This window comes from Bacillus sp. NPDC094077, assembly GCF_050279465.1.
Taxonomy (GTDB): domain Bacteria; phylum Bacillota; class Bacilli; order Bacillales; family Bacillaceae_G; genus Bacillus_A.
The window spans coordinates 586,189-606,704 of record NZ_JBNNUF010000002.1; the positions used below are offsets into that span (position 1 = coordinate 586,189).

Annotated in this window: 21 protein-coding genes and 3 pseudogenes; 6 read left to right on the forward strand and 18 right to left on the reverse strand. The window is 31.5% G+C overall.

The window, feature by feature from the left end; translation table 11 throughout:
* Positions 1-15 precede the first annotated feature (15 nt).
* Entirely contained in the window at positions 16-447 is a 432-nt protein-coding gene (locus ACQKNR_RS07875; protein ID WP_427316735.1) for a cytidine deaminase, read from the forward strand.
* Between the two features lie 260 nt (positions 448-707).
* Here the strand turns inward: ACQKNR_RS07875 and ACQKNR_RS07880 are convergent, their stop codons facing one another.
* From ACQKNR_RS07880 to ACQKNR_RS07900, 5 genes and pseudogenes are all read right to left on the reverse strand, one after another.
* Complete coding sequence (locus tag ACQKNR_RS07880) at positions 708-938, reverse strand: hypothetical protein (protein ID WP_000789036.1); 231 nt, start codon at positions 936-938, stop codon at positions 708-710.
* 160 nt (positions 939-1,098) lie between these two features.
* Complete coding sequence (locus ACQKNR_RS07885; protein ID WP_427316737.1) at positions 1,099-1,599, reverse strand: invasion protein; 501 nt, start codon at positions 1,597-1,599, stop codon at positions 1,099-1,101.
* 234 nt (positions 1,600-1,833) lie between these two features.
* Positions 1,834-2,097: a hypothetical protein gene (locus tag ACQKNR_RS07890; RefSeq protein ID WP_427316739.1), complete on the reverse strand. Its 264-nt coding sequence runs from the start codon at positions 2,095-2,097 to the stop codon at positions 1,834-1,836.
* Positions 2,098-2,239: 142 nt separating this feature from the next.
* Positions 2,240-2,792: pseudogene (locus ACQKNR_RS07895) on the reverse strand (shikimate kinase).
* A gap of 114 nt (positions 2,793-2,906) precedes the next feature.
* A complete protein-coding gene (locus ACQKNR_RS07900) occupies positions 2,907-3,668 on the reverse strand; it encodes a class I SAM-dependent methyltransferase (RefSeq protein WP_427316741.1) in 762 nt (253 codons plus the stop codon).
* A 204-nt stretch (positions 3,669-3,872) separates the two neighbouring features.
* Between ACQKNR_RS07900 and ACQKNR_RS07905 the strand changes: the two are divergent.
* Positions 3,873-4,148: pseudogene (locus ACQKNR_RS07905) on the forward strand (hypothetical protein).
* Between the two features lie 81 nt (positions 4,149-4,229).
* Here ACQKNR_RS07905 and ACQKNR_RS07910 read toward each other — a convergent pair.
* The 3 genes from ACQKNR_RS07910 to ACQKNR_RS07920 all read right to left on the reverse strand — a co-directional run bounded on the left by ACQKNR_RS07910 (position 4,230) and on the right by ACQKNR_RS07920 (position 8,250).
* A complete protein-coding gene (locus tag ACQKNR_RS07910; RefSeq protein WP_427316743.1) occupies positions 4,230-6,026 on the reverse strand; it encodes a Xaa-Pro dipeptidyl-peptidase in 1,797 nt (598 codons plus the stop codon).
* A gap of 207 nt (positions 6,027-6,233) precedes the next feature.
* On the reverse strand, positions 6,234-7,610 hold the full coding sequence (locus tag ACQKNR_RS07915) for an ATP-binding protein (RefSeq protein WP_427316745.1): 1,377 nt from the start codon (positions 7,608-7,610) through the stop codon (positions 6,234-6,236).
* Positions 7,603-8,250, reverse strand: coding sequence for a response regulator transcription factor (locus tag ACQKNR_RS07920; protein ID WP_427316747.1), 648 nt, complete (start codon positions 8,248-8,250; stop codon positions 7,603-7,605). The genes ACQKNR_RS07915 and ACQKNR_RS07920 overlap by 8 nt, the downstream gene beginning before the upstream one ends.
* A gap of 121 nt (positions 8,251-8,371) precedes the next feature.
* On the opposite strand from ACQKNR_RS07920, the gene ACQKNR_RS07925 reads away from it, so the two are divergent.
* Entirely contained in the window at positions 8,372-8,788 is a 417-nt protein-coding gene (locus ACQKNR_RS07925; RefSeq protein ID WP_427316749.1) for a hypothetical protein, read from the forward strand.
* A 48-nt stretch (positions 8,789-8,836) separates the two neighbouring features.
* Here ACQKNR_RS07925 and ACQKNR_RS07930 read toward each other — a convergent pair whose 3' ends face one another.
* The 7 genes from ACQKNR_RS07930 to ACQKNR_RS07960 form a co-directional block, all read right to left on the reverse strand.
* A complete protein-coding gene (locus tag ACQKNR_RS07930; protein ID WP_427316751.1) occupies positions 8,837-9,334 on the reverse strand; it encodes a DinB family protein in 498 nt (165 codons plus the stop codon).
* 99 nt (positions 9,335-9,433) lie between these two features.
* Positions 9,434-9,892: a GNAT family N-acetyltransferase gene (locus ACQKNR_RS07935; RefSeq protein WP_427316753.1), complete on the reverse strand. Its 459-nt coding sequence runs from the start codon at positions 9,890-9,892 to the stop codon at positions 9,434-9,436.
* An 81-nt stretch (positions 9,893-9,973) separates the two neighbouring features.
* Positions 9,974-10,648: an HAD hydrolase-like protein gene (locus tag ACQKNR_RS07940; RefSeq protein ID WP_427316755.1), complete on the reverse strand. Its 675-nt coding sequence runs from the start codon at positions 10,646-10,648 to the stop codon at positions 9,974-9,976.
* A gap of 19 nt (positions 10,649-10,667) precedes the next feature.
* The gene (locus ACQKNR_RS07945) at positions 10,668-11,369 is read right to left on the reverse strand and encodes a 5'-methylthioadenosine/adenosylhomocysteine nucleosidase (RefSeq protein WP_427316757.1); all 702 of its coding nucleotides are present in this window, start codon (positions 11,367-11,369) and stop codon (positions 10,668-10,670) included.
* 71 nt (positions 11,370-11,440) lie between these two features.
* Positions 11,441-12,139: a WecB/TagA/CpsF family glycosyltransferase gene (locus ACQKNR_RS07950; protein ID WP_427316759.1), complete on the reverse strand. Its 699-nt coding sequence runs from the start codon at positions 12,137-12,139 to the stop codon at positions 11,441-11,443.
* A gap of 12 nt (positions 12,140-12,151) precedes the next feature.
* The gene (locus tag ACQKNR_RS07955) at positions 12,152-13,741 is read right to left on the reverse strand and encodes a M3 family metallopeptidase (RefSeq protein ID WP_427316761.1); all 1,590 of its coding nucleotides are present in this window, start codon (positions 13,739-13,741) and stop codon (positions 12,152-12,154) included.
* An 86-nt stretch (positions 13,742-13,827) separates the two neighbouring features.
* On the reverse strand, positions 13,828-15,126 hold the full coding sequence (locus tag ACQKNR_RS07960; RefSeq protein ID WP_427316763.1) for an APC family permease: 1,299 nt from the start codon (positions 15,124-15,126) through the stop codon (positions 13,828-13,830).
* A gap of 142 nt (positions 15,127-15,268) precedes the next feature.
* Here ACQKNR_RS07960 and ACQKNR_RS07965 point away from each other — a divergent pair, with 142 nt between their 5' ends.
* Entirely contained in the window at positions 15,269-15,703 is a 435-nt protein-coding gene (locus tag ACQKNR_RS07965) for an Lrp/AsnC family transcriptional regulator (RefSeq protein WP_427316765.1), read from the forward strand.
* A gap of 89 nt (positions 15,704-15,792) precedes the next feature.
* On the opposite strand, the pseudogene ACQKNR_RS07970 reads toward ACQKNR_RS07965, so the two are convergent.
* Positions 15,793-17,056: pseudogene (locus ACQKNR_RS07970) on the reverse strand (helix-turn-helix domain-containing protein).
* Positions 17,057-17,504: 448 nt separating this feature from the next.
* Between ACQKNR_RS07970 and ACQKNR_RS07975 the strand changes: the two are divergent.
* Positions 17,505-17,708, forward strand: a complete 204-nt coding sequence (locus tag ACQKNR_RS07975; RefSeq protein ID WP_427316767.1) for a hypothetical protein — start codon at positions 17,505-17,507, stop codon at positions 17,706-17,708.
* Positions 17,709-17,760: 52 nt separating this feature from the next.
* On the opposite strand, the gene ACQKNR_RS07980 is transcribed toward ACQKNR_RS07975, so the two are convergent.
* Positions 17,761-18,621 carry a DegV family protein gene (locus tag ACQKNR_RS07980; RefSeq protein WP_427316769.1) on the reverse strand — a complete coding sequence of 287 codons (861 nt, stop codon included), beginning with the start codon at positions 18,619-18,621 and terminating at the stop codon, positions 17,761-17,763.
* Between the two features lie 225 nt (positions 18,622-18,846).
* On the opposite strand from ACQKNR_RS07980, the gene ACQKNR_RS07985 reads away from it, so the two are divergent.
* Positions 18,847-19,278 carry a GNAT family N-acetyltransferase gene (locus ACQKNR_RS07985; RefSeq protein ID WP_427316771.1) on the forward strand — a complete coding sequence of 144 codons (432 nt, stop codon included), beginning with the start codon at positions 18,847-18,849 and terminating at the stop codon, positions 19,276-19,278.
* 212 nt (positions 19,279-19,490) lie between these two features.
* Here ACQKNR_RS07985 and ACQKNR_RS07990 read toward each other — a convergent pair.
* Positions 19,491-20,516: BC_2427 family protein (locus ACQKNR_RS07990; RefSeq protein ID WP_427316773.1), on the reverse strand; the 1,026-nt coding region annotated here is incomplete at its 5' end.

Consider the following 20,516-nt stretch of genomic DNA (forward strand, 5'->3'; position numbering starts at 1 on the left):
TAAGGGGGAGAGAATATGTTGCGAGTAATGCCTTTAAACACTGAAGACTATGATTTAATTAGAGCTGCTGAAAAAGTAATCGAAAAAAACTATACATATGGTCGTCATCATATCGGTTCAGCTGTACGAGCTAAAACGGGGAATGTGTATGCAGCAGTACATGTTGAAGCGAATGTCAGAAGAATAACAGTATGCGGTGAAGCTATGGCAATCGGAAAATCTATTTCAGAAGGTGATCATGAATTTGATACCATTGTAGCAGTTGCTCATCCACACCCTCATGAAGATATAGAAAAATGTTGGGCTGTCGCTCCATGTGGTATGTGCCGGGAATTAATAAGTGATTACGGAAAAAATATGAACGTTATACTTTCTTATAATGGCGAACTTGTAAAATGTAACGCAATGGAATTATTACCTGAAAAATATTCAAGTGAAGTGGAATGATTTTTAATGCTTACAATTTACAAAATAATATTATTCTAAAAAAAAACAATCCACTTTTAAAACGGATTGTTTTTTTATTTCCTTTTTATGCAGTTTATTTTATTTTTCTGTTTTTAATAATGATAGAATCGCATTAACAAAAATGAAATTCAAACATATTTGTACATTTCTCAATCGGTTTTATCATTTGAAAATAAAAAATACATTTTACCCTTACGTTTGAAAAAACGTGTATACACTTTCTAAACTCAACAACCTTATCATACCAATCTATAGCAATTCTGTCTTCTACCCTTACCTGTTTCCTTTAACACATACGATTTTAAAACAAGCGCAGTTAACGAATCCGTTAATGTTTTATATGATAAATTAGAAAGTGCCAATAGATCGTTTGTATATAACATTCTATGCTTCTCTAACAATAATAGTACTAATCGTTCAGACGGTTTTAATGTCTCGTCACTTTCTAGTATAAAGTCTATATTTTTCATTTCTCTAATTATTACTCCTTATATAAAAAAATACTTTAAATACTGATTTAATATAAAAATAATACACAACAAAATTTGAAATATATTAAAATAACATCATCTTAAAACACTATTATACTATAACATAGAAAAAGCATTTCCCGAAATAGGAAATGCTTTCTTAATTTGCTTTTTTATATTGCTTATACGACTCTTCCAAACGCTCATTATATTTCGTATTTTTATCCGTCCACTCTTCCCCTAAATTACCTGGCCAACCTGATGTATTAGCGACGTATTTAAGTAAATCCCATTCTTTCAATCCTTTTTTTAGACCTCGTTCATATGATTTAACCATATTAGAGATTGCTATTGTTGCATTGGTTTGTGAATCCATTAAACTCTCTTCAGATAACCAAGCTGGTGCCAATCCCCCTCGGTGTAATTGGAATAATCCAAATGATGTTCCATTATCTCCTATCGCTTTTCGATTAAATTTTGTTTCATGATCCGCAATGGATAATGGTATCCAATCCGGAATTCCATACCTACTTGCAATCTCACTAATTATTTGTTTATTATTTTTCATTTCTTTATACTTCTCATATTTCGTATAACAAGTATAAGTGAATGTAACTAATGTAAGTACTATGAATATATATTGTAACGCTTTTTTCATCATTTCATCTCCTGCTTTGTGTATGTTTCACCTTCTACATACACTATAAGATCTTTATGTGACATTCATTTGACAAAATGATATTAATTATACATATGTAGTTACATTTTTAACGATTAATCTAATACTCAAGTTCTTCAAAGATCCCTTCAATTAATAAAAACGGTTCGTCTTTCATGAGCTAAACATGAATAGCTAACCGTTTTTTCAGCATCTTCTCAATTCACATGTTCTACCTTAAATATTTCTTGCAATATGCGGTTTGCTGTAATGACTTGTTCCGCCACCACCTACTACTACTTTTCCGCCTTTTTCAAAGATTAATAATTTACTTGAACCATCTGCAAGAAGTACTATTACTTCCGCATAATCACTTGTAGCTACATAAATTACATATCCACTTTTTGAAATACACGTTTCCCAATTCTCATCAAATTCCGATCTAACTACCCGATTAGAATACACTTGATTTTCAATTCTTCCTTGTTCTTCGTTTTCCAAATTTATTCCTCCCACTTCTCCAAAATGTAATTTATAGTAAATAATAGCCACATTTAAAATAGTGACTGACTTTAACATAAATAGTATATGTAGTTAGTAGGAGAACGCTTGGACAATAAAGACGTAACAAAATTTAAGGATTTTACAATCGAAACTTCTCCTTAATCATTTCCGCTACTTCTTTAGCACTCAAATGAGTATTATTAATTTTTATATACTCTTCTTTTTCAATTTCACCATGAAGTGCGTTTAATCTATGTTTTTCCATCGTCTCTTTTAAAATTTTTTCAGACCATTCAATATCTCTTTTTTTTCGGTTTATGCTCTAATCTATGTGGGCGCTCTAATCTTTCATCTATTTCTGCTTCCAGCTCTACAAAATATACTGTTCCACCTTTTGATTCCAAAATCCCCACTATATTATGTATATAATCCCAATCAGATTGCAGGTCAAATGCCCATACATATGTAAAAATCATTCCGTATAAATCACTATTAGACATTTCTTCAAAAAGTTCATTGCGAAATAAACTTACTAACCGTTTTGCTTCCTTTGTACTGTAATCAAAGAATTAGCTTACTAAATCAATCGTCATATGATTATGAAATAACTTTAAATCAGTTATTTTTTCTAATTCATGCCCGACCGTCATTTCCCCAACTGCTTGTGGGCCAAATATTATTATAAATTTCATTTGTTTTTCTCCAATCCCTTTCTATATAAACAATTCCATAAAACATATCGTAAAATTGAAAATAAGGCAGTCGATGTTGTGTCGATTGCCTTATTTTCATTAATAGTTCCTGTACTATTCGTTTCGTACAGCTTCAAAAGTAATCATTTGATTTGCATTTGACGGTGCTTTTTCATAAACATATTCAGCAGAGCAAGTAATGTTAGAGAAACCTATACTTTCTAAAAGGAGTTTAAACTCTTCTATTCCATACCACCGCATTGCAAAGCGTTGTAATTCTGTTTGTACTAACTGTCCTTTTCTCCATTTTTCATATTTTAAATACGATATAGTAACTTGGTTACGCCAATCTATTTCAATTGATTTATTTTCTAATGTAATCCCTTCCCCGCTTGGCAAAGAAAAAGTCGATGTATGAATTTCACCCGTCTTCCAATCATACGGAAGCGCAAGATCTACAATTAAGCGCCCACCTGGATTAAGATGTTCATAAAAACATTTCAAAGCATCAATTGAATCATCACGATTTTCAATTAAACAAAAGGAGCCCGTAGGAATGATAATCGCCTCATACTTATGTGGTAGTGAAAATTGGTGTAAGCTTCCTTCATATAAATTAGGATGTAAGCCTCTCTCTTTACATCGCTTACGGCAAGAATCTAGCATTTCAGGTGAATAATCTATCCCATCAACTTTAAAACCAGCTTCAAGAAATGGAATAATGACACGTCCTGATCCTACTGCTGCTTCGAGAATTCTGCCCCCACAATTATTTAAACGTTCTTGGTAATACTCAATATCACCATTTAAAGAATAACCGACAGGTTTTGTATAATCATAAAGTTCCGTACAAAGTGTACTATAAAAACTAAACATTTATTTTCTCCTCCGTTTTATACGTACGGAAGATTTCAATTCAATTAATCTTCCTGTACCTTTAATTTCAATGAAAATTCGAAAGAGCTGACTGTCATAATATATCACTCGCTTTCCATAGAATATAATCATATTGTATAATATTTCCTTCAAAACGAACATATAAAAATCGAAAATTCAAACTTATCCTGAAAGGAGGATATGATGAATTCATTAATTAGATTTTTTTATTCTTATCACTTTTAATGCACTAATTTTCTTTATAGCAAAGAAGTAGAAACGAATATGGAAAATAGCCAGTTGTATTTTCGTACTTTCTTCCCCTATTGTTTTCTTCACCACTATGCACGTAATTGGTAAAAAAGTAGAAAATGGATTCGCTGGAGGTGTTGCTTGGTTTACCTTTAGTGGACTTTTAATATTAATGCGATAATTTTATTTGTTGTAAGTATTTTTGTTTCTACTTATAGAACTTCATAATCCCGCCCTTTGTATTGATAAACAATTACATCCCAAAATTTAAAGAGCTTACTATATAGTAAGCCCTTCCTTAAAAACCATTTATTTCACAATCGGCAACGTCACTTCACTTAATTTTACTGTTGACTTTGTACCTGCTTTCGGCCTAATTGTATAATCATAATCGCTTGCAATTAAAACAACTCCTATTTGATGTCCTGCTTTAAATACATAATCATCTGGCTGCATGTCCCATGTAAATGTATAATCTTTCCCCGGTAGAAGTGCTGTTGAATTTTTTATGCTATTTAAGTTTTGTGGATCCATCCAACCTCTCGTCACGATTTCAGGCTTCTCTCCGCCATAATCTACAAGTAATGCCGTTAAATTAGAAACAGAACGGTCAATATTTCCTTTAAATGAAATCTGTGGTGTACCGCTTATTCGTGTATCTTTTTGCAATACTGGCATTGTATACACTAATCGATTTGCTACTTCTAATTCTGGATTTGCTACTAATTGATTTGATTTCATTTTTGCATCATCTACAAATGAGAAAACCTTATTAGCAGATCCCATACTTAATGGCAAATTGACTGCTTTATTACTTAAATACATTCGAATTTTTGACGGCACAGCCGCTGGATCCGGCCAGTTTTTTAATTTTTCCCAAGTTTTATTTTCACGTTGTACATCAACCATTGGTTCATCCATAATTCCATTTTCAATTCCGTACAACCAGTAATCGAACCATTTATTTTGTGTTCTTTGCCAGTCATTAGTTGATGTTCCACCATGTCCACCTTGATGTAACCACATTTTACGAGGAACATCGTTTTCTCCAAGTGCTTCCCACCATTGTGAAAACTGCTTCGTCTTTACGTTCCAATCGTTTAAACCGTGAACGACAAATACGCTTGCTTTTACATTTTTAGCATCTTTTACATAGTTTCGTTTATCCCAAAAATCATTATAATTACCTGTTTTTCGATCTTGTCCAGCAGTTAGTTCTTTTATGATTGGTCCACAAACTTCAGGATTTTCCCTTGTTAGTACTGCTTCTGCCATATTATCTGTATCTTCCCCTTGATATCCACCTGGTGCAATGACTGCACCATTTGCACGATAATAATCATACCAACTACTAATTGCTGCGATTGGAATAATTGTTTTTAAACCTTCCACTCCAGTCGTTGCAACAGCATTTGGTAACGTACCATTATAGGAAGCTCCTGTCATACCTACATTTCCAGTAGACCAATTTGCATTTACTTCTTTCCCATCTTCTGTATATGCTTTCGCACGCCCATTTACCCAATCAATGACAGACTTCGTCCCGAGTATTTCTTGTTCGTCTCCAGTTGTAGGGCACCCATCTGATTTTCCGGTACCGATACTTTCTCCTAAAATAACTGCATAACCCCTTGGCACGTAATAATTTCCGTATGAACCAAGATTAACCGCCCCATACGGTTTTCCTTCATACGCATACAATTCTTCATCTACATTATAAACAGGAACATCTTTTAGCCCAGCTCGATATGGGCTCATTTCATAGATTACAGGAACTTTTACATTTTGATCTGTCTTTGGGCGCATAACCTTTATTGATACTCTGTCCTTTTTACCATCTCGATCACTATCAACTTCTGTTTCTACAAATAAATTTTCAATAATTGCTTCATCAAGTGAGTAAATCGGTTTTGTTATCCCATTTTCTAATTCAATTTTCGTGTTCGACTGTAATGCTTCTGAAACTTTTCCATTTAACTTAACGCCATTCTTATTTAGGTAGTTCGTTTCTTTATTTTCTGCATACGCAGTTATACTAGAAACCCCTGATGTAATTGATAAAGATAATATAGCTGATAGTGTAATTGCTATTTTCTTTTTCCCCATGTTCTTCCCTCCCCAAATATTTCTCCTTTTACTATACGATAAAATTATTGAAAATTCAGTTTATATTTTATACAATAACTTGAGAAATTTGTAGAACATTCTCCCGATGAGCTTTCAACATTATATATTTCCACTTAATACTGTCTTGTAATCATAAAAAAACATCGCCTATCAATGAGAATAGACGATGCTTTTTATAGTTTTTAATTAGTCCTTCTTCATATAAATATAAAATTTTATCTCTCCATCTTTAATAGAAACTGCATATTCAAAACCATGTCTTTCTAAAATGCTTTTTACTATCGCTAATCCTAATCCTGTACCTGATTTTTCTTTACTACGAGAAGATTCTAAGACGTAAAAAGGTTCCCAAATTTTATCGATATCTTTAATATGTTCAGCATTAATACCATTTTGAATTTGAAAAGATACACTTCCATTTCTATCTTCTAAAGTAATTATTATGTTTTGATTTGATGTATATTTTATCGCATTAGAAATTAAATTTTGAAAGACCATTCTCATTTTATTTAGATCTGCATAAACAATCGTATCATCAATATTATAGTTCAATTGCAAATTGATTTTTTTCGACTCCAGTTCAATCTTATGCTTATCTATTATACTTTGGACTAGTGGTTCAATAGGGAATTGTTCTTTTTGTAAAACATCTCTTTCTAGTTTAGAAAATCGTAATAACTCTTCAATTAGATTTGATATTTGATCAGTTTGTTTAATAATTGTATCTACGTACGTACCATCGTCTAAACCATCTTTTATTCCCATAGAATATGCTTTTACTAATGCGATTGGTGTTTTTAATTCATGCGTCACATCACCCATAAATTGTTTTAAATGTTCATTTCGATCTGTTAAATCTTGATGTGCTTCATGCAATTTATCACTCATGATGTTGATGCTATTGGCTAAATCACCTATTTCATCATTCGTTTTCACTTTTGTCTTTTTAAACTTTAAACGTGAAATATCTTCTGCGATATCACTTAATTCTTTCAGCGGTGTAGTGATTGTTTTTGAAAGTATCCACACAAGTACAATGATAAGAAAGATCGTAAAGCCTAAAATGTATAAATAAAATGAGTTAAGCGTTTTTATCACTTCATTTGAATGTGCGATAGAAACTCCTACTAAAATCAACATATCGTCTTTCGCAATATATTTCACAAAAAAACTAGATTTAATCTTTTCTTGATCATATATTTTATTCGATTGTCCGAGATTCTTCACTTTCATTATCTCTTCTTTTGTAATCCAAAGTTTATTAAGGGCAACGCTCTTTCTTGTAAGTTGCAAACGTAACTCATCATTAATATCATCTTCTGAATTTTTTATGGATGTATACGCAATCGTAACATTCCTCTCATTTTCAATGCTATTAATTGCTTCATCCAGTTGTTCGCTCGGTATTGACTGTATTTGCGCTGTAATGCCTTCTAAGCTTTCTCTTGTTTTGTAAATATTATATTTCGGTAAAAGATAATTAATTAATAATAAAGAGATCGTAAAGATAAGAATAACAGTTAAAGAAATACTGAGAAATAGCTTTTTTCCAAGTTTATTCACTGTGTTCCTCCAAACTATACCCTAAACCACGATGAGTCTTTATAATATTTTCTCCAATTTTTTTACGCAGTCTTCTTACGTGTGTATCAACAGTTCTCTCTTCTCCAAAATAGTCAAATCCCCATACGATATCTAACAATTTTTTACGAGTTAAAATCATTCCTTTATGATTTAAAAAGCACTTTATTAATTCTAGCTCTGTTTTTGTAATATCTAACTCTATATCATTTTTATATACTTTATTTTTAGTGAAATCTATTTTTAAATCTTGCACTTGAATAATATCATCATGCTGTACAAGCTTTTTCGCTCGAGTAATTAGCACTCCTGGATGAAATGGTTTTTTTACATACTCATCTGCCCCACTTTGAAGCGCCGCTAATTCATCTTCACTTTCACTTTTCGCCGTAAGCATTAATACTTTTACGCTTGAATTCTTTTTTATTTCCTGACAGACAGTAATGCCATTACATATAGGCATCATCCAATCTAAAATAGCTAAATCAATTTTCTCATCATAAAATATTTGGAGTGCTTCCTCTCCATCTTTCGCTAATAAAACTTCGAAGCCTTCTTTTTCAAAATAAGCTTTTAAAATCCTTAACATATCTTGTTCATCATCTGCGATTAATACTTTCATACTTTTTCCTCCATTGCTTTTAAACAAAAACCAATTGTATCATACAACTTCTTTGTTACATGTATGTGACAGAAAAATATTTACAATATTTGAGGGTATAGTAATTAGGAGGTGTTGTATTATGATTAAAAAAATCGGGGTCATTTCTCTTCTTTGCTTCTTATTATCAACAAATGCGTTCGCAAATACAAATCAACAAATTGAAGTGTTTGATTGTCAAAAAGAAATGGTCGTTCAAAAACAATCTTTAGATCCAGCTATTCAAAAAGAAGCAGTTCAATTTGCTAAATCCATTACTGGTCCATTCAAAAACTTAAATGTCGTTCCGAAAGATGGCCATATGATAAAAATCCCTTTATCTAAGCCAGTTTCTATTACAAATCAATGGTTGGATACAACTATTGATGAAGTACTTATTCTCCTCCCGCTTAATGAAAAACCTTATATTATGCTTTACGATGATGAAAATAATCCACATTTTTATTATGTAAAAGGTAAGCCAGAGTTATTATTGAAACAAATGAATGTTAAATTATAATTTATTAAAAAAAGATCCCACAAGTATCATTCGTGGGATCTTTTTTTATCAGTTAACAACTTGATTTCCATTTAAAAAATTGATAATTTGTCTTTTATGATGGTTATCATGATCTACAAATTCTTTAATAATATATATAAGAGAATACGGCGTTCCAGTATGAGGGCAATGCGATGCTCCATTGGCAGTCAAAGGATTCTTTAGACTTCCAGCGGGTAGTAATCTAAGTTCTTTTACGAGTAACTCTCTTTTAGCTTTTGCTTCTTCAAGAAGTTTCATCATAGATATGCCCGACTTTGCATAATTAGAGGCTAGTTTATTATATGTATCAAAGTCAGGGAACTCCATTCCCTGTCCACCTCTCACTGATGATAATGTCTCACGTAAAAGATAGTCATCCCAGTTCATAATATGAGATACGATCTCACCAATAGTCCATTTCCCCTCTGATATTGGTGTCATCCACACTTCTTCTTTCATATCTTTCAATGTATTTATCCAAATTGAATATTCATTGAAATCATTAATAATTTTATTTTCTCCCATCATCCAATTCCCCATTCTAATAATAGATTCAAATAAATTATACCATCAATTCACATAGAACAGAACAAAAGTTCCCTTCGGGAGGTAAATAATAATTCACTACATCCTTTTATATAAGTTCAAATAATGACTCGATCCTACATATATTGTCCCTTTCACAAATCCATTCGAAGTATAAAATTGGTCACCCTGTTCTGTATCTGTATTTAAGACAACAATAGTAAAATATTTTTTCGCATCGCTTAGGATTCTCCCTAACAGTAACCTCCCTAATCCTTTCCTCCGGTAATTTTTTGCAATATAAAATCTCCTTAGCCTACCAATCTTATTATCTTCTGTATATGGATCCTCATTTAAACCTCCAATCCCAATTAACTTTTCCCCTTGAAAAATGCCATATAAACATTCACCAGTTTTATTAAATATGTTTATTTTATTTTCATATTCACTTATTAATTTTATTAGGAAATTAAATCCTTCGTCTTTGTTTTCTTGGACAAGATAATCGTGTTCGCATGTCATTAAATCTTCTATTTGTTGAATATGTGTATCTTTCAAGTAAATTCCCCCTTAATATGAAAATACATAAAAATGCTCTAAAATCATTTATTCTGAGCATTTTTATGATTGTTACTTTATTCAATTCGTAGTACACGTATTCTTCACTTCAGACAATATCCCCTTCAACTCCATTAAATCATCTATTACTATATCCGCACGAACAAGTTCATCTTCTTGCGCAAAATCAAAATTACATCCAATTGCGATTAAACCGTTTTCTTTCGCTGCATTTATATCAGATAGTCGGTCCCCAACTACCGCTGCCTCTTTTATGTCATATTTCTTCATAATACCTTTAACTAAGTCGCCTTTATTTAACGATTGTATTTGTTCAATACTAAACGTTTCAGTAACCCACTTGTCCAAATCATAATAAGTTACGATTGCTTGTAAATATTCTTTTAAACCATTGCTAGCAATGTAAATTGAACAATTATTTTCTATTATATACGTAAATACTTCTTTTACATTCGGATATAAAGCACCTTTTCCGCTTTTTATGTTTTCAATTAATCTTTCTAAAAAATATGCATCTGTTTGTTCTCTTACTTCTATAGAATGGTCTGGTAATAAAGCTTCCCAAACTTTCGGTAACGGCACACCCATAATTTCTCGATACTTATCAATTGGTGTTACTGTATCCCATAATTGTAGTGACCGTAAATGATCAAATGTATCATCTAGCGATAATTCTAAAATTTTATCTGTTTGAAATAACGTTCCGTCCATATCAAAAATTAATGCTTGTAACATGTCAATCTCTCCTTTTGAACTATAATACAGTTTTAATCGATATATTTTTAAGTATTTCAACGATAATTTCTGAACAATAATTTGCTGCCGTTTTCGCGAAATCATCATAAGAAACTTGAGCTTCATCGTCTGCGCTGTCAGAAATACATCTTATAACGAGAAATGGTACTTCATTTATGTACGCAACATGTCCAATTGCTGCACCTTCCATTTCTGTACAATATGGTGCATATTCATCTATTAATTTCGCTTTTAACTTTGAGTCCTCAACGAAACATTCACCGCTGACAATTCTTCCTTCATGAACTTGAATATGCAAACTACTACTATTACAAGCTATGCGTGCTAACTCTATTAGTTCCTTACTTGCAATAAATTCTTCTTGGAACGGGAATAAGTTTTTCATTTGATTTTTACTCACATCATGATGAGTAACGTTAGTTGAAATAACTACATCACCAACTTTTACATCTGTATGTAACCCGCCAGCAATGCCCGTATTGATAATAGCATCTACATCAAATTTATGAATTAATGTCTGTGTACATGCGGCTGCATTTACTTTTCCCACACCACATCTTGTAACAACCACTTCAGTTCCCATGAATTCTCCAACGTAAAAAGGCATTCCCGCAATTGTCTGTTCCTCTTGTATAACTAGTTTTTCTACAAGTAAGTCTATTTCAATTTGCATTGCTCCGATAATGCCTATTCTGTTCATGTATGTAGTCCCCTTTATTAATTTGTAATCCCTTTAACTCTCTCCGCTATAACCGATAATAAAAACTTCGGTTATACAAGTTGTCTCTTTATTCTTTTCGGCTGCGACATTAGTCTATATAACCATTCAGTTCCAGTATCTCTCATTATTTTCGGAGCTCTTTTTACAGTGCCAGATATTATATCAATCATGCCTCCTATGCCAATAGATAGCGGAACATTTAATGCTTCTATGCCTTCATAGATGAATTGCTCTTGTTTTGGTGAACCCAATCCTACTAGAAGTAAATGTGGCTTGAATTGCTTAATTTGAGTTTTTACTTCTTCTATTTCTTCGCCGTTTACAAATCCATGCTGTCCTTTAAACTGTGCTCGTGGGAACTGCTCTTTTAATTTTTCTAATGCTATTTCATTACTTTCCGGTGCAGCTCCAAAAAGAAAGAGGCGATATCCATTTTCATTACAATGTTTTATTAAATCGTGAGTTAAGTCCGCCCCAGTAATACGCTCTTTCAACATTCCTTTTAATATTTTCGAGCCAATTATGACGCCAATCCCATCAGCTGTTATTAAATCCGCAGATAGTAATATCTTTTTAAACTGCCTTGATTTAGCCGTATGCTCCTTCGCTGACATAACAATTTCAGGATTTGCAGTTACTACAAATCTTGGTTTCTCTTGTTTTTCATATAACCAATCTTTTAATAAACTGATAGCTTTTGCATATTCTAAAGTTGAAAACGGTATTCCCTTTATAAGCTGGTGATCCACTATACTCCCCCCTTACATCAGCTGCAAATATTCATCAATGTCTTTAGAGATTTGAATAAAAGCTTTATTCCAAAATTCAAAGCCTGTTATATCGATTTGAAAATGTTTTTTCATGAGCTCTTCTACTGGAGCTTTTCCTGTTTCTCGTAAAAACTCTTTATACTTCGAATGAAAAGTACTCTTACTTTCTTGAGCTATTTCTAATAAACTAAAACTTACTAAATATCCAAATGTGTATGGATAATTGTAAAAAGGAACATCCGCTATATAAAATTGAATATATTTCATCCACACGAACGGCTGATATTCACTTAAAGCATTTCCATATACTTCTTCTTGTGCCATTATAGATAATTTCTCAATTTCATCAGCACTTAAAGGACCCTCTTTACATTTTTCATAAAAATTCTTCTCAAATTGAAACGATGCTCGAATTGCCATTACATAATTAAAACTGTTTCTTATTTTCCAACTAAGCAATGACTTTTTCATATCTATACTATCTGTTGTTCGAATTAGATAATTTATGAGCACGGTTTCAAAGAAAATAGACGCTGATTCTGCTGTACTCATTGGCAAATAATCATCTAAAAAAGAAGTAGATTGTTCAAAACTCATATTATAAAAATGCCAAGCATGTCCTAGTTCGTGGGCAATTACTCTTACACTATCGATACTTCCGTCATAACGCATAGAGATTCGCGATTCTTTTTCACTGAAAAAAGGAGCGCAAAACCCACCTGGCGGTTTACTGTCTCTTGGTTCCGCATCTATCCATCCACCTTCTATCGCATTACGTGCAAATTCTGCTAATTCTTTATCAATATTTTTTAATGCATCATATATGTTTTGTACTGCTATTGAAAATGGAATAATAGCCTCATTATTTTCCTTTACTGTCATAAGTTCATGCCATGTAATCGATGCTTTCCCTTTCTTATACACGTTTAAAACACTTACTAATTTATCAAGATTTTCTTCTGTCGCATTCCACATTTGTAATAATACAGTTTCAGAGATTCCATTCGCTTTGAGAGATTGTGTTAAAATCTCTCTATCTTCTATTTCATTACTCTTTGTATTACGCAATCTTCCTATTTGATTTAATACAGTAGCAAAGATTTCTTTTTCCTTATTTAACGCACTTGTTAGTAACTCGAATACTTCTAATCTTTCCTTTTCATTATCACTATTTATTGCAATATTATTTGCTTGTCCAAATGATAAGTGTTTTTCATTGTGCTCTATTTCTATCCTATCCCTTAATTGTATGTACATATTTTCCCACGCATTAAGTTCATCTTCTATTAATCCAGTATTAGTATTATTGGAAGTTCCTACTTCACTTTGTGGTATTAAATTCTGTATTTCTCTTTTTTGTTCCTTTACTTTCGAAGTCAGTAAAGGAATTTCAGATGAAACACTTTCTTCAGTCGCTCGGCAATACAAATAGTATTCTGCTTTTTCAATTGCTTGTATTAGTTTTGAAAGAGTTTCTACTTCTTTTGTTACTTTATATTCTTCTTTCAACTTCACTATTGGCAATATAATATCTTCATACGAATACAATCGATCTAAATCCCATTGAGCAATTTCTTGCATTTTTATAGCCGCCTCCTATTTTTACAAATAGTTACAGATAGTTCTCCCTACACTATTATATATGAAAAGAGAATATTTAAATATCTTTAAATATTACGTTTTTTATAGATGGAGTCAGATTTACATTCTTTACTTCTGCTATTCAAACGTAAATAACATAAACACAGGAATGATACAACCACTGGAATAAGTATCATTCCTCCTATAAAAGGGTAAACCACTACACAACATGTAAAAGCTATTATAGAAAATATTTTACCTAGCCTATTCTTTATTAATTTAATTCCTGCCGCAGTACCGACTATATATGTAACAATTCCTAACGAATTCGGTATTAATACAATTCTATCTATACGAATATGAAAAACGAAACTTACTAACAAACCTATTATTGCAATAAAACCGACAACTTTTACTGCATTTGTTGGCGTTTCTCTTTTTTCATTAATATGTGCTAAATAACGTGGTGCAACTTTTTCCTGCCCTAGTGAATAACCTAAACGCCCCATACTTGCGATAAATGCATTTGTCGTTCCTAAACAAATGATAAAAGCTACAAATCCAATTATCCATGCAAATTGGTCGCCTAATATTTGCTTGATTACAAGCACTAGAGCTGTAGTATTATCAGCATTAATATGATAGGATTTCGTTCCAATTACTGATAATGCAATACCAATATATAAAACTCCAATAATAATAATCGCAAATCCCGTAGACAAAATAATATTTCTTTTTCTAGGCGTTTTAAATTCTGGAGCTAAACTTGCAATGGCTTCCCAACCGAAAAACGACCAAAAAATTAATAATGATGCTTCTAAAATCGGATTTATTTCTTTCATAGAAATATGTACATTTATATTTTTCATTTCAATATAAGGTAGCGAGCTTATAATTGTTACGATTAAAATCAAGAAAGTTAATACACCTATACATATTTGAAACAAGCCACTCATTTTTAATCCACATAAATTGAAACCAATTGAAATGCTCAAAATAATTAGCGCAATAACGTACGAAAAATATGATGGTAAAGCAAACACTTTCACTATATACATTCCACCAGTCAATGATACAACGATCTGCCCAACGCTACCCGCGATAAAAAAACACCAGCCTATCATTGCACCCATATTTTTTCCGAATGCTTTTTCTGAAAAAGTAGCAATTCCACCTGCACTTGGATGCTCAATCGATAAAAAAGCGAATGTGAATGCAAGTGGAATACTCAGTGAAATCATCACAAGCCAAGAAACAACCGCATTCCCTTCTGCTACACTTGCTGTCATACCAGGTAATATAAGAATTCCTGATCCTAAAACCGCTCCGACGTACAAAGATGTTCCCTTTTTAATAGAAATAGTTTCATTAAAATGATTAGACATTACATGCACCTCCATTTATATTTTAATTATAGAAAGTTATCAGTCTATTCAATATTCAAAAATGCATGTAATTTAACATAGGATTTTATATTATGTATTTATTTCAGAAATTCACTTTCAATTTTGCAAAGGAGCATAATTCATGGATGAAATCGATAAGAAAATAACCTTATTATTACAAGAGGATGCCAGAATGACAATTACAGAAATGACTGAGCACTTACACCTTAGCCGCCCTAGTGTCACAGAAAGACTAAAAAGGTTACAAGATGCAGGAATAATTGAAAAGTATACAGCTCGAATATCACTTGATGCCATAGGAAAATCAATTCAAGCATTTTTAAGAATCGAAAATTTAAAGATTCCATGCAAAAAATTTGAGGAGAAAATATACGAAGAACATAGAATACTCGAATGTCATCGAGTAACAGGTGAAAGTAGCTATTACTTAAAAGTAGCAGTTCACTCTATGAAGGAATTAGAGGAATTAATTGATATCGTTATTCCGTTTGGTACAGTGAAAACTTCAATGATTTTATCTTCACCAATACCATATCGACCGGTAATTATAGAATAGCAATCAAAAAAGGTTATCCAAAAAGTATAAAATATTCTACTCTTTTGGATAACCCTTTACAATTTATAAGAACTTTTAACTAAACTTCTTTATAAATCCATTTTATTTTCAGCTGATATTTTATAATACTTCGCAGATAATTTATATGAGCGATTTTCATTATAATAGTTACCTAATTCATAGGATAATTCAGCAACTAAGCGATGTTGCTTTTTTTCTACTCCCACTTCAATTGCTTTTTGCATATTTTTCTCATATTCATAATAATCTCCACGTATTTTGAATATTTTAGCTTTCAAACCATATAGTTGGACATGTGCAATTGGTACATCATAAACAGATAAAAAATGAAATGCTTCATTCATAACTTTATTAACATTTTTCCAATCTTTAAGTTCTATGTACACCTCTATCATGTTTCGTAATGCATATACCTTTTGATCTTTCTCCGATAAAAATTCACTTAATTCCAAAGTTTCTTCATAGTATTTAATGGCATTCGTATAGTCTTTCAAACCTTGATAAATTTTCCCATAATCATAAGAAATTATAGGTAAATACTTTGAATCACCATTAGTAGCCAAACTATTTTCTACTTGCTGTAAAATTTCAAGTGCCTTTTCATATAACTCATCCATAATATACAATACTGCAAGCATTAAAAGTGTATTTATTACGTTTTTCTGCATACCATTTTTTCTGTATATATTGAAAGCTTTTAAGGCATACAAACAACTAATACTTTTATCCTTATAAAGCTCCTTATATACATTAAATTATAGTATATATGAGCTGTTCAGTTTCTTCTACTCCAAGTAAACTCTCAGCCTGTACATAAATATCATGCGCAGCAATGTAGTCTTGTTTATTATAAAAATAAAAACCTCGAGCTTTTAAATAATAAATATAATCTTCAGGATCTTGCATTTCGACCTGACTTGGTATCATTTGTGAAGCTTGATCTACAAGCGACTTCACATATAATATATTTTTTTGTCGGGCATGATAGTATATAAGTACACCATATACCTTTAGTAATAAAGGGATTGGATCCACTTCACGAACGTATAATTCTAACAAAGATAAATCAGCTTCCGTTATACTTTTATCTTTTTTATATTTATTACATATTTCAAGAATAGTAAGCTTTATCTCCTCGTAATTGCCATCTATCAGATAATTACTATCAACATCTAACTTCTTAGAAACTTTTTTTATAAAAGAAGATGACGGTTTTATTTTTCCGCCTTCTATTCTACTTAAATATGTTATTGAACATATTCCTGATACGAGCTCTCCCTGTGTTAATCCTTTATGTATTCGAACAAGGCGAATACGTTCCCCTATTTCCATCTTCCTACTCTCCCTGTTTAACCATTTCATGCTTTTTACTAAATAAGTCATTATGTATTTCTTAATCTTTCATGCTAAATAAAATGTAAAAAAATGTATCACCCATTTTAATTTTACATTCATACTATGATTATTTCTAGATAGCTTGTTAAATTTAATGGTTAAAATTTGGTTTTTTCGACCATTTTTTTCATACAATTTTACTACTTGTTATTAACAAAGATAGCTCCATATACTTGAATTACGATAAACTTAATGAAAAGGATTTAACTACATGTAAACAATCATTCTTTAATCAGATCGTGTGGTTAATTACATTTACCTAGTACATGGAAGACATCTATTGTAAATCAAAATAAATTAAATGAGCTTAATAGATGAATTATCCATATCACATCCTAGAAATTAGTTTGTCGAATTATTTAGTAAACACGCAAGGATGATAAACATGATTGTAAGACTTAAAGATGAATCCGCACGAAAAATAGTAAGATATGTTGGAGGCGCTGTTTTACTTTTAATAATCGCTTCTTTCCTTTATCAGTGGAAAAATGACTTAGTAATTGATCATACTGAAAGGATCGGCTTTGGACTAGCTCTCATCACTTTCATATCTACCTTCTTTCCTATAAAACAAAGCACTCATAAATAATAAATTCTATATTTTATTTAAAGAAAAAAGGATTGATCAAAAGATCAATCCTTTACTCTACTTCATTTAAGAAAAATAACGTTATAACGCCAGGTCCTGTATGTGCTCCAATTGCTGCACCAATTGTATTTACTATAAATACTTCACAGCTAAATCTTTCAGTAATTAATGCTTTTAATGCTTCAGCTGTTTCTAAATCGTCACCGTGTGTAATACCGATTGTTTGACCTTTAATGTCTTTTCCACGCTCTTCCATAATATCAACAATTCGGCCAAGTACTTTCTTTTTCCCTCGTACCTTTTCAAGTGGTACAAGTTTTCCTTCTTCTACGTTTAAGATCGGCTTAATATTTAATAAACCGCCGATAAAACCGGCCACTTTACTTAAACGTCCACCTTTCACTAGGTACTGCAAGTCAGCTACAGTGAAGATATGTTCCATATGGTTCATTAGAAAAGCGACACGATTTAAAATATCTTCTTTTGATGCGCCTTCTTTTGCCATTTTAGCAGCTTCTAATACAACAAGCCCTTGACCAAGCGAAGCACATTTCGTATCAATAATTTCTAAATCTAGATCTACATATGTTTCCTTCACTTCTTCTTTAATAACAACTGACGATTGATATGTACCAGACAGTTCAGATGAAAAAGCTAAATATATACAAGGGTTACCTTCTTTTGCATATGAAACAAATTTTTCTTGGAAAGTTTCAAGTGAAGGCAAAGACGTTCTATAAACAGCGCCCTCTCTCATATTTTGCAATAATGTAACTGAATTTAATGTAACTCCATCTAAATACTCTGTTTCTGCTTCATCATATACACGGAGTGGAATTAAATCAATATCATATGCTTGCAGTAATTCTACTGGTAAATCCGCCGCACTATCCGTAATGATTTTAACACCCATTTTTAAACCTCTATTCTGTTATAAATATAAAAAAATAAAATAATAAATAGTACTTTTAAATTATATACGTAAAACTTAAATGAAGAAAGGAAAAGACTTTATATTGTATGCACTATTCTTCAAAACTTGAACTATTAATAAATATCATCCTAATTCAGCCACTTTTTCTCTGCCAATACATTCTGTATAATGAAAATAGTACAATTTTTCTGAAGGAGGATCCGTATGAGTATTCAACTAGCTACATCTAATGATTTAGAATGGATTACTAACCAATATGAATCGATAGGTTTTGTACCAAGTGATTTAAGAAAAGATAAAGTTGCAATCATTACTTATAACGATGAGTATGCAGGAGTGGGACGATTAGTCCAAATAGATGAAAATACGATTGAAATTGGCGGGATTTTTATTCTCCCTAAATTTAGAGGTCTACAATTAGCTGGGGAACTAGTTTCATTTTTAGTACAAACTGCGAAAGAATTACAATTACAAAATGTATATTGCCTTCCTTTTGAGGAACTAGAAAGTTTTTATAAAAAATACGGTTTTAATGAAGTTGATAAGACGAAAGAAGTTGTCCATCCAATTATTCTAAAAAAATATAATTGGTGTTTAAAAACTTATGATAAACATGTATTACTTTTTAAGTTGTGAATTCTCTTTAATTAAAGGCGCTACACATTATATTATATCTCATATGTTAACAAAGATTTTTCCGCTCCACCGCTCTTAACAACTAATATTTCCAATCGATTTATCAGTTTTATTTCACATCTTTTCCCAACCCTTATTAGCTAGCACTTTTTGTTTTTCTCTATTACATACTCCTGAAAAAAAATTCAGCTGATTGATGGAGATATAATCAGTTATGTAATCCGCACACGAACTTCTTGTTCTTGCAATAATTGGATAGTCAATTCCAATACAATATTTTGCATTAACTGACTTAGCTTATCACGAGATGTACTTTGTTCTGCTATAAATTCAATACATTGAAATATATAACCTTCTACAAGTAAGCTCCCTTTTTCAATTACCGATGGATCATTCCCTTTTTTTATCATTTTTGGAAATGAGAATTCTTTTTTTGTCAAAACAATTTCCTGTGATACCTCTTTTATTTCTATAACTTTTTCTTTAAATACAACCTTTTCTTGTATGCTAATTTCACCTTTATATCTCCCTATTTCTATTAGTAGTTTCGCAGATATATAATTATTTAAGTCTACTTCATCTTCCTTCTCTAATATTATACCGTGGATAGGAATCCACGAAGATGTGCCTACCCAATTCTCTTCCATATTCCCTTTTACTTTTTGATTAGAAAGTTCTAAAAGCACTCTCTTTTCATAAAGATTTGAAGAAACTAAATTACAATTAACTTCTCCATGATAATGTTGGACTGTAGTTAATAACTTAGCATCCAGTTCAAGACCCCTGTCATCTTTTTGATTCCGAAATACAAATGCTTCTTGATTTTTGACATTAATATTAGGAAATTTTATAAAACTAGTCACATCCGAAATAATAGAAAATGGGGTTTTCACTACTATTGAACGCACTGAAGTCTCTATTTTCGACCCTGAATCTATACTTTTTTTCTTTAATTCTGTTTCTTCACTTTTTTTCTCTAATTCATTTGCTTCTTCTTCTTTTTTTGTTTCTTTTTCTTCACTTTCTTTCTCTAATTCAATTGCTTTATCTTCTTTTTTGGACTCCATTTCTTTACTTTCTTTTTCTGGTTTAATTGCTTTATCTTCTTTTTTTATTTCTGTTTCTTCACTTTCTTTCTCTGATTCAATTGCTTTATCTTCTTTTTTGGACTCCATTTCTTTACTTTCTTTTTCTGGTTTAATTGCTTTATCTTCTTTTTTTATTTCTGTTTCTTCACT

Bases quoted from the DNA above. Each gene is read 5' to 3' on its own strand.
- ACQKNR_RS07875 (WP_427316735.1), top strand. From the start codon at position 16: ATGTTGCGAGTAATGCCTTTAAACACTGAAGACTATGATTTAATTAGA.
- ACQKNR_RS07880 (WP_000789036.1), bottom strand. From the start codon at position 938: ATGAAAAATATAGACTTTATACTAGAAAGTGACGAGACATTAAAACCG.
- ACQKNR_RS07885 (WP_427316737.1), bottom strand. From the start codon at position 1,599: ATGATGAAAAAAGCGTTACAATATATATTCATAGTACTTACATTAGTT.
- ACQKNR_RS07900 (WP_427316741.1), bottom strand. From the start codon at position 3,668: ATGTTTAGTTTTTATAGTACACTTTGTACGGAACTTTATGATTATACA.
- ACQKNR_RS07910 (WP_427316743.1), bottom strand. From the start codon at position 6,026: ATGGGGAAAAAGAAAATAGCAATTACACTATCAGCTATATTATCTTTA.
- ACQKNR_RS07920 (WP_427316747.1), bottom strand. From the start codon at position 8,250: ATGAAAGTATTAATCGCAGATGATGAACAAGATATGTTAAGGATTTTA.
- ACQKNR_RS07925 (WP_427316749.1), top strand. From the start codon at position 8,372: ATGATTAAAAAAATCGGGGTCATTTCTCTTCTTTGCTTCTTATTATCA.
- ACQKNR_RS07930 (WP_427316751.1), bottom strand. From the start codon at position 9,334: ATGGGAGAAAATAAAATTATTAATGATTTCAATGAATATTCAATTTGG.
- ACQKNR_RS07940 (WP_427316755.1), bottom strand. From the start codon at position 10,648: ATGTTACAAGCATTAATTTTTGATATGGACGGAACGTTATTTCAAACA.
- ACQKNR_RS07945 (WP_427316757.1), bottom strand. From the start codon at position 11,369: ATGAACAGAATAGGCATTATCGGAGCAATGCAAATTGAAATAGACTTA.
- ACQKNR_RS07955 (WP_427316761.1), bottom strand. From the start codon at position 13,741: ATGCAAGAAATTGCTCAATGGGATTTAGATCGATTGTATTCGTATGAA.
- ACQKNR_RS07960 (WP_427316763.1), bottom strand. From the start codon at position 15,126: ATGTCTAATCATTTTAATGAAACTATTTCTATTAAAAAGGGAACATCT.
- ACQKNR_RS07965 (WP_427316765.1), top strand. From the start codon at position 15,269: ATGGATGAAATCGATAAGAAAATAACCTTATTATTACAAGAGGATGCC.
- ACQKNR_RS07975 (WP_427316767.1), top strand. From the start codon at position 17,505: ATGATTGTAAGACTTAAAGATGAATCCGCACGAAAAATAGTAAGATAT.
- ACQKNR_RS07980 (WP_427316769.1), bottom strand. From the start codon at position 18,621: ATGGGTGTTAAAATCATTACGGATAGTGCGGCGGATTTACCAGTAGAA.
- ACQKNR_RS07985 (WP_427316771.1), top strand. From the start codon at position 18,847: ATGAGTATTCAACTAGCTACATCTAATGATTTAGAATGGATTACTAAC.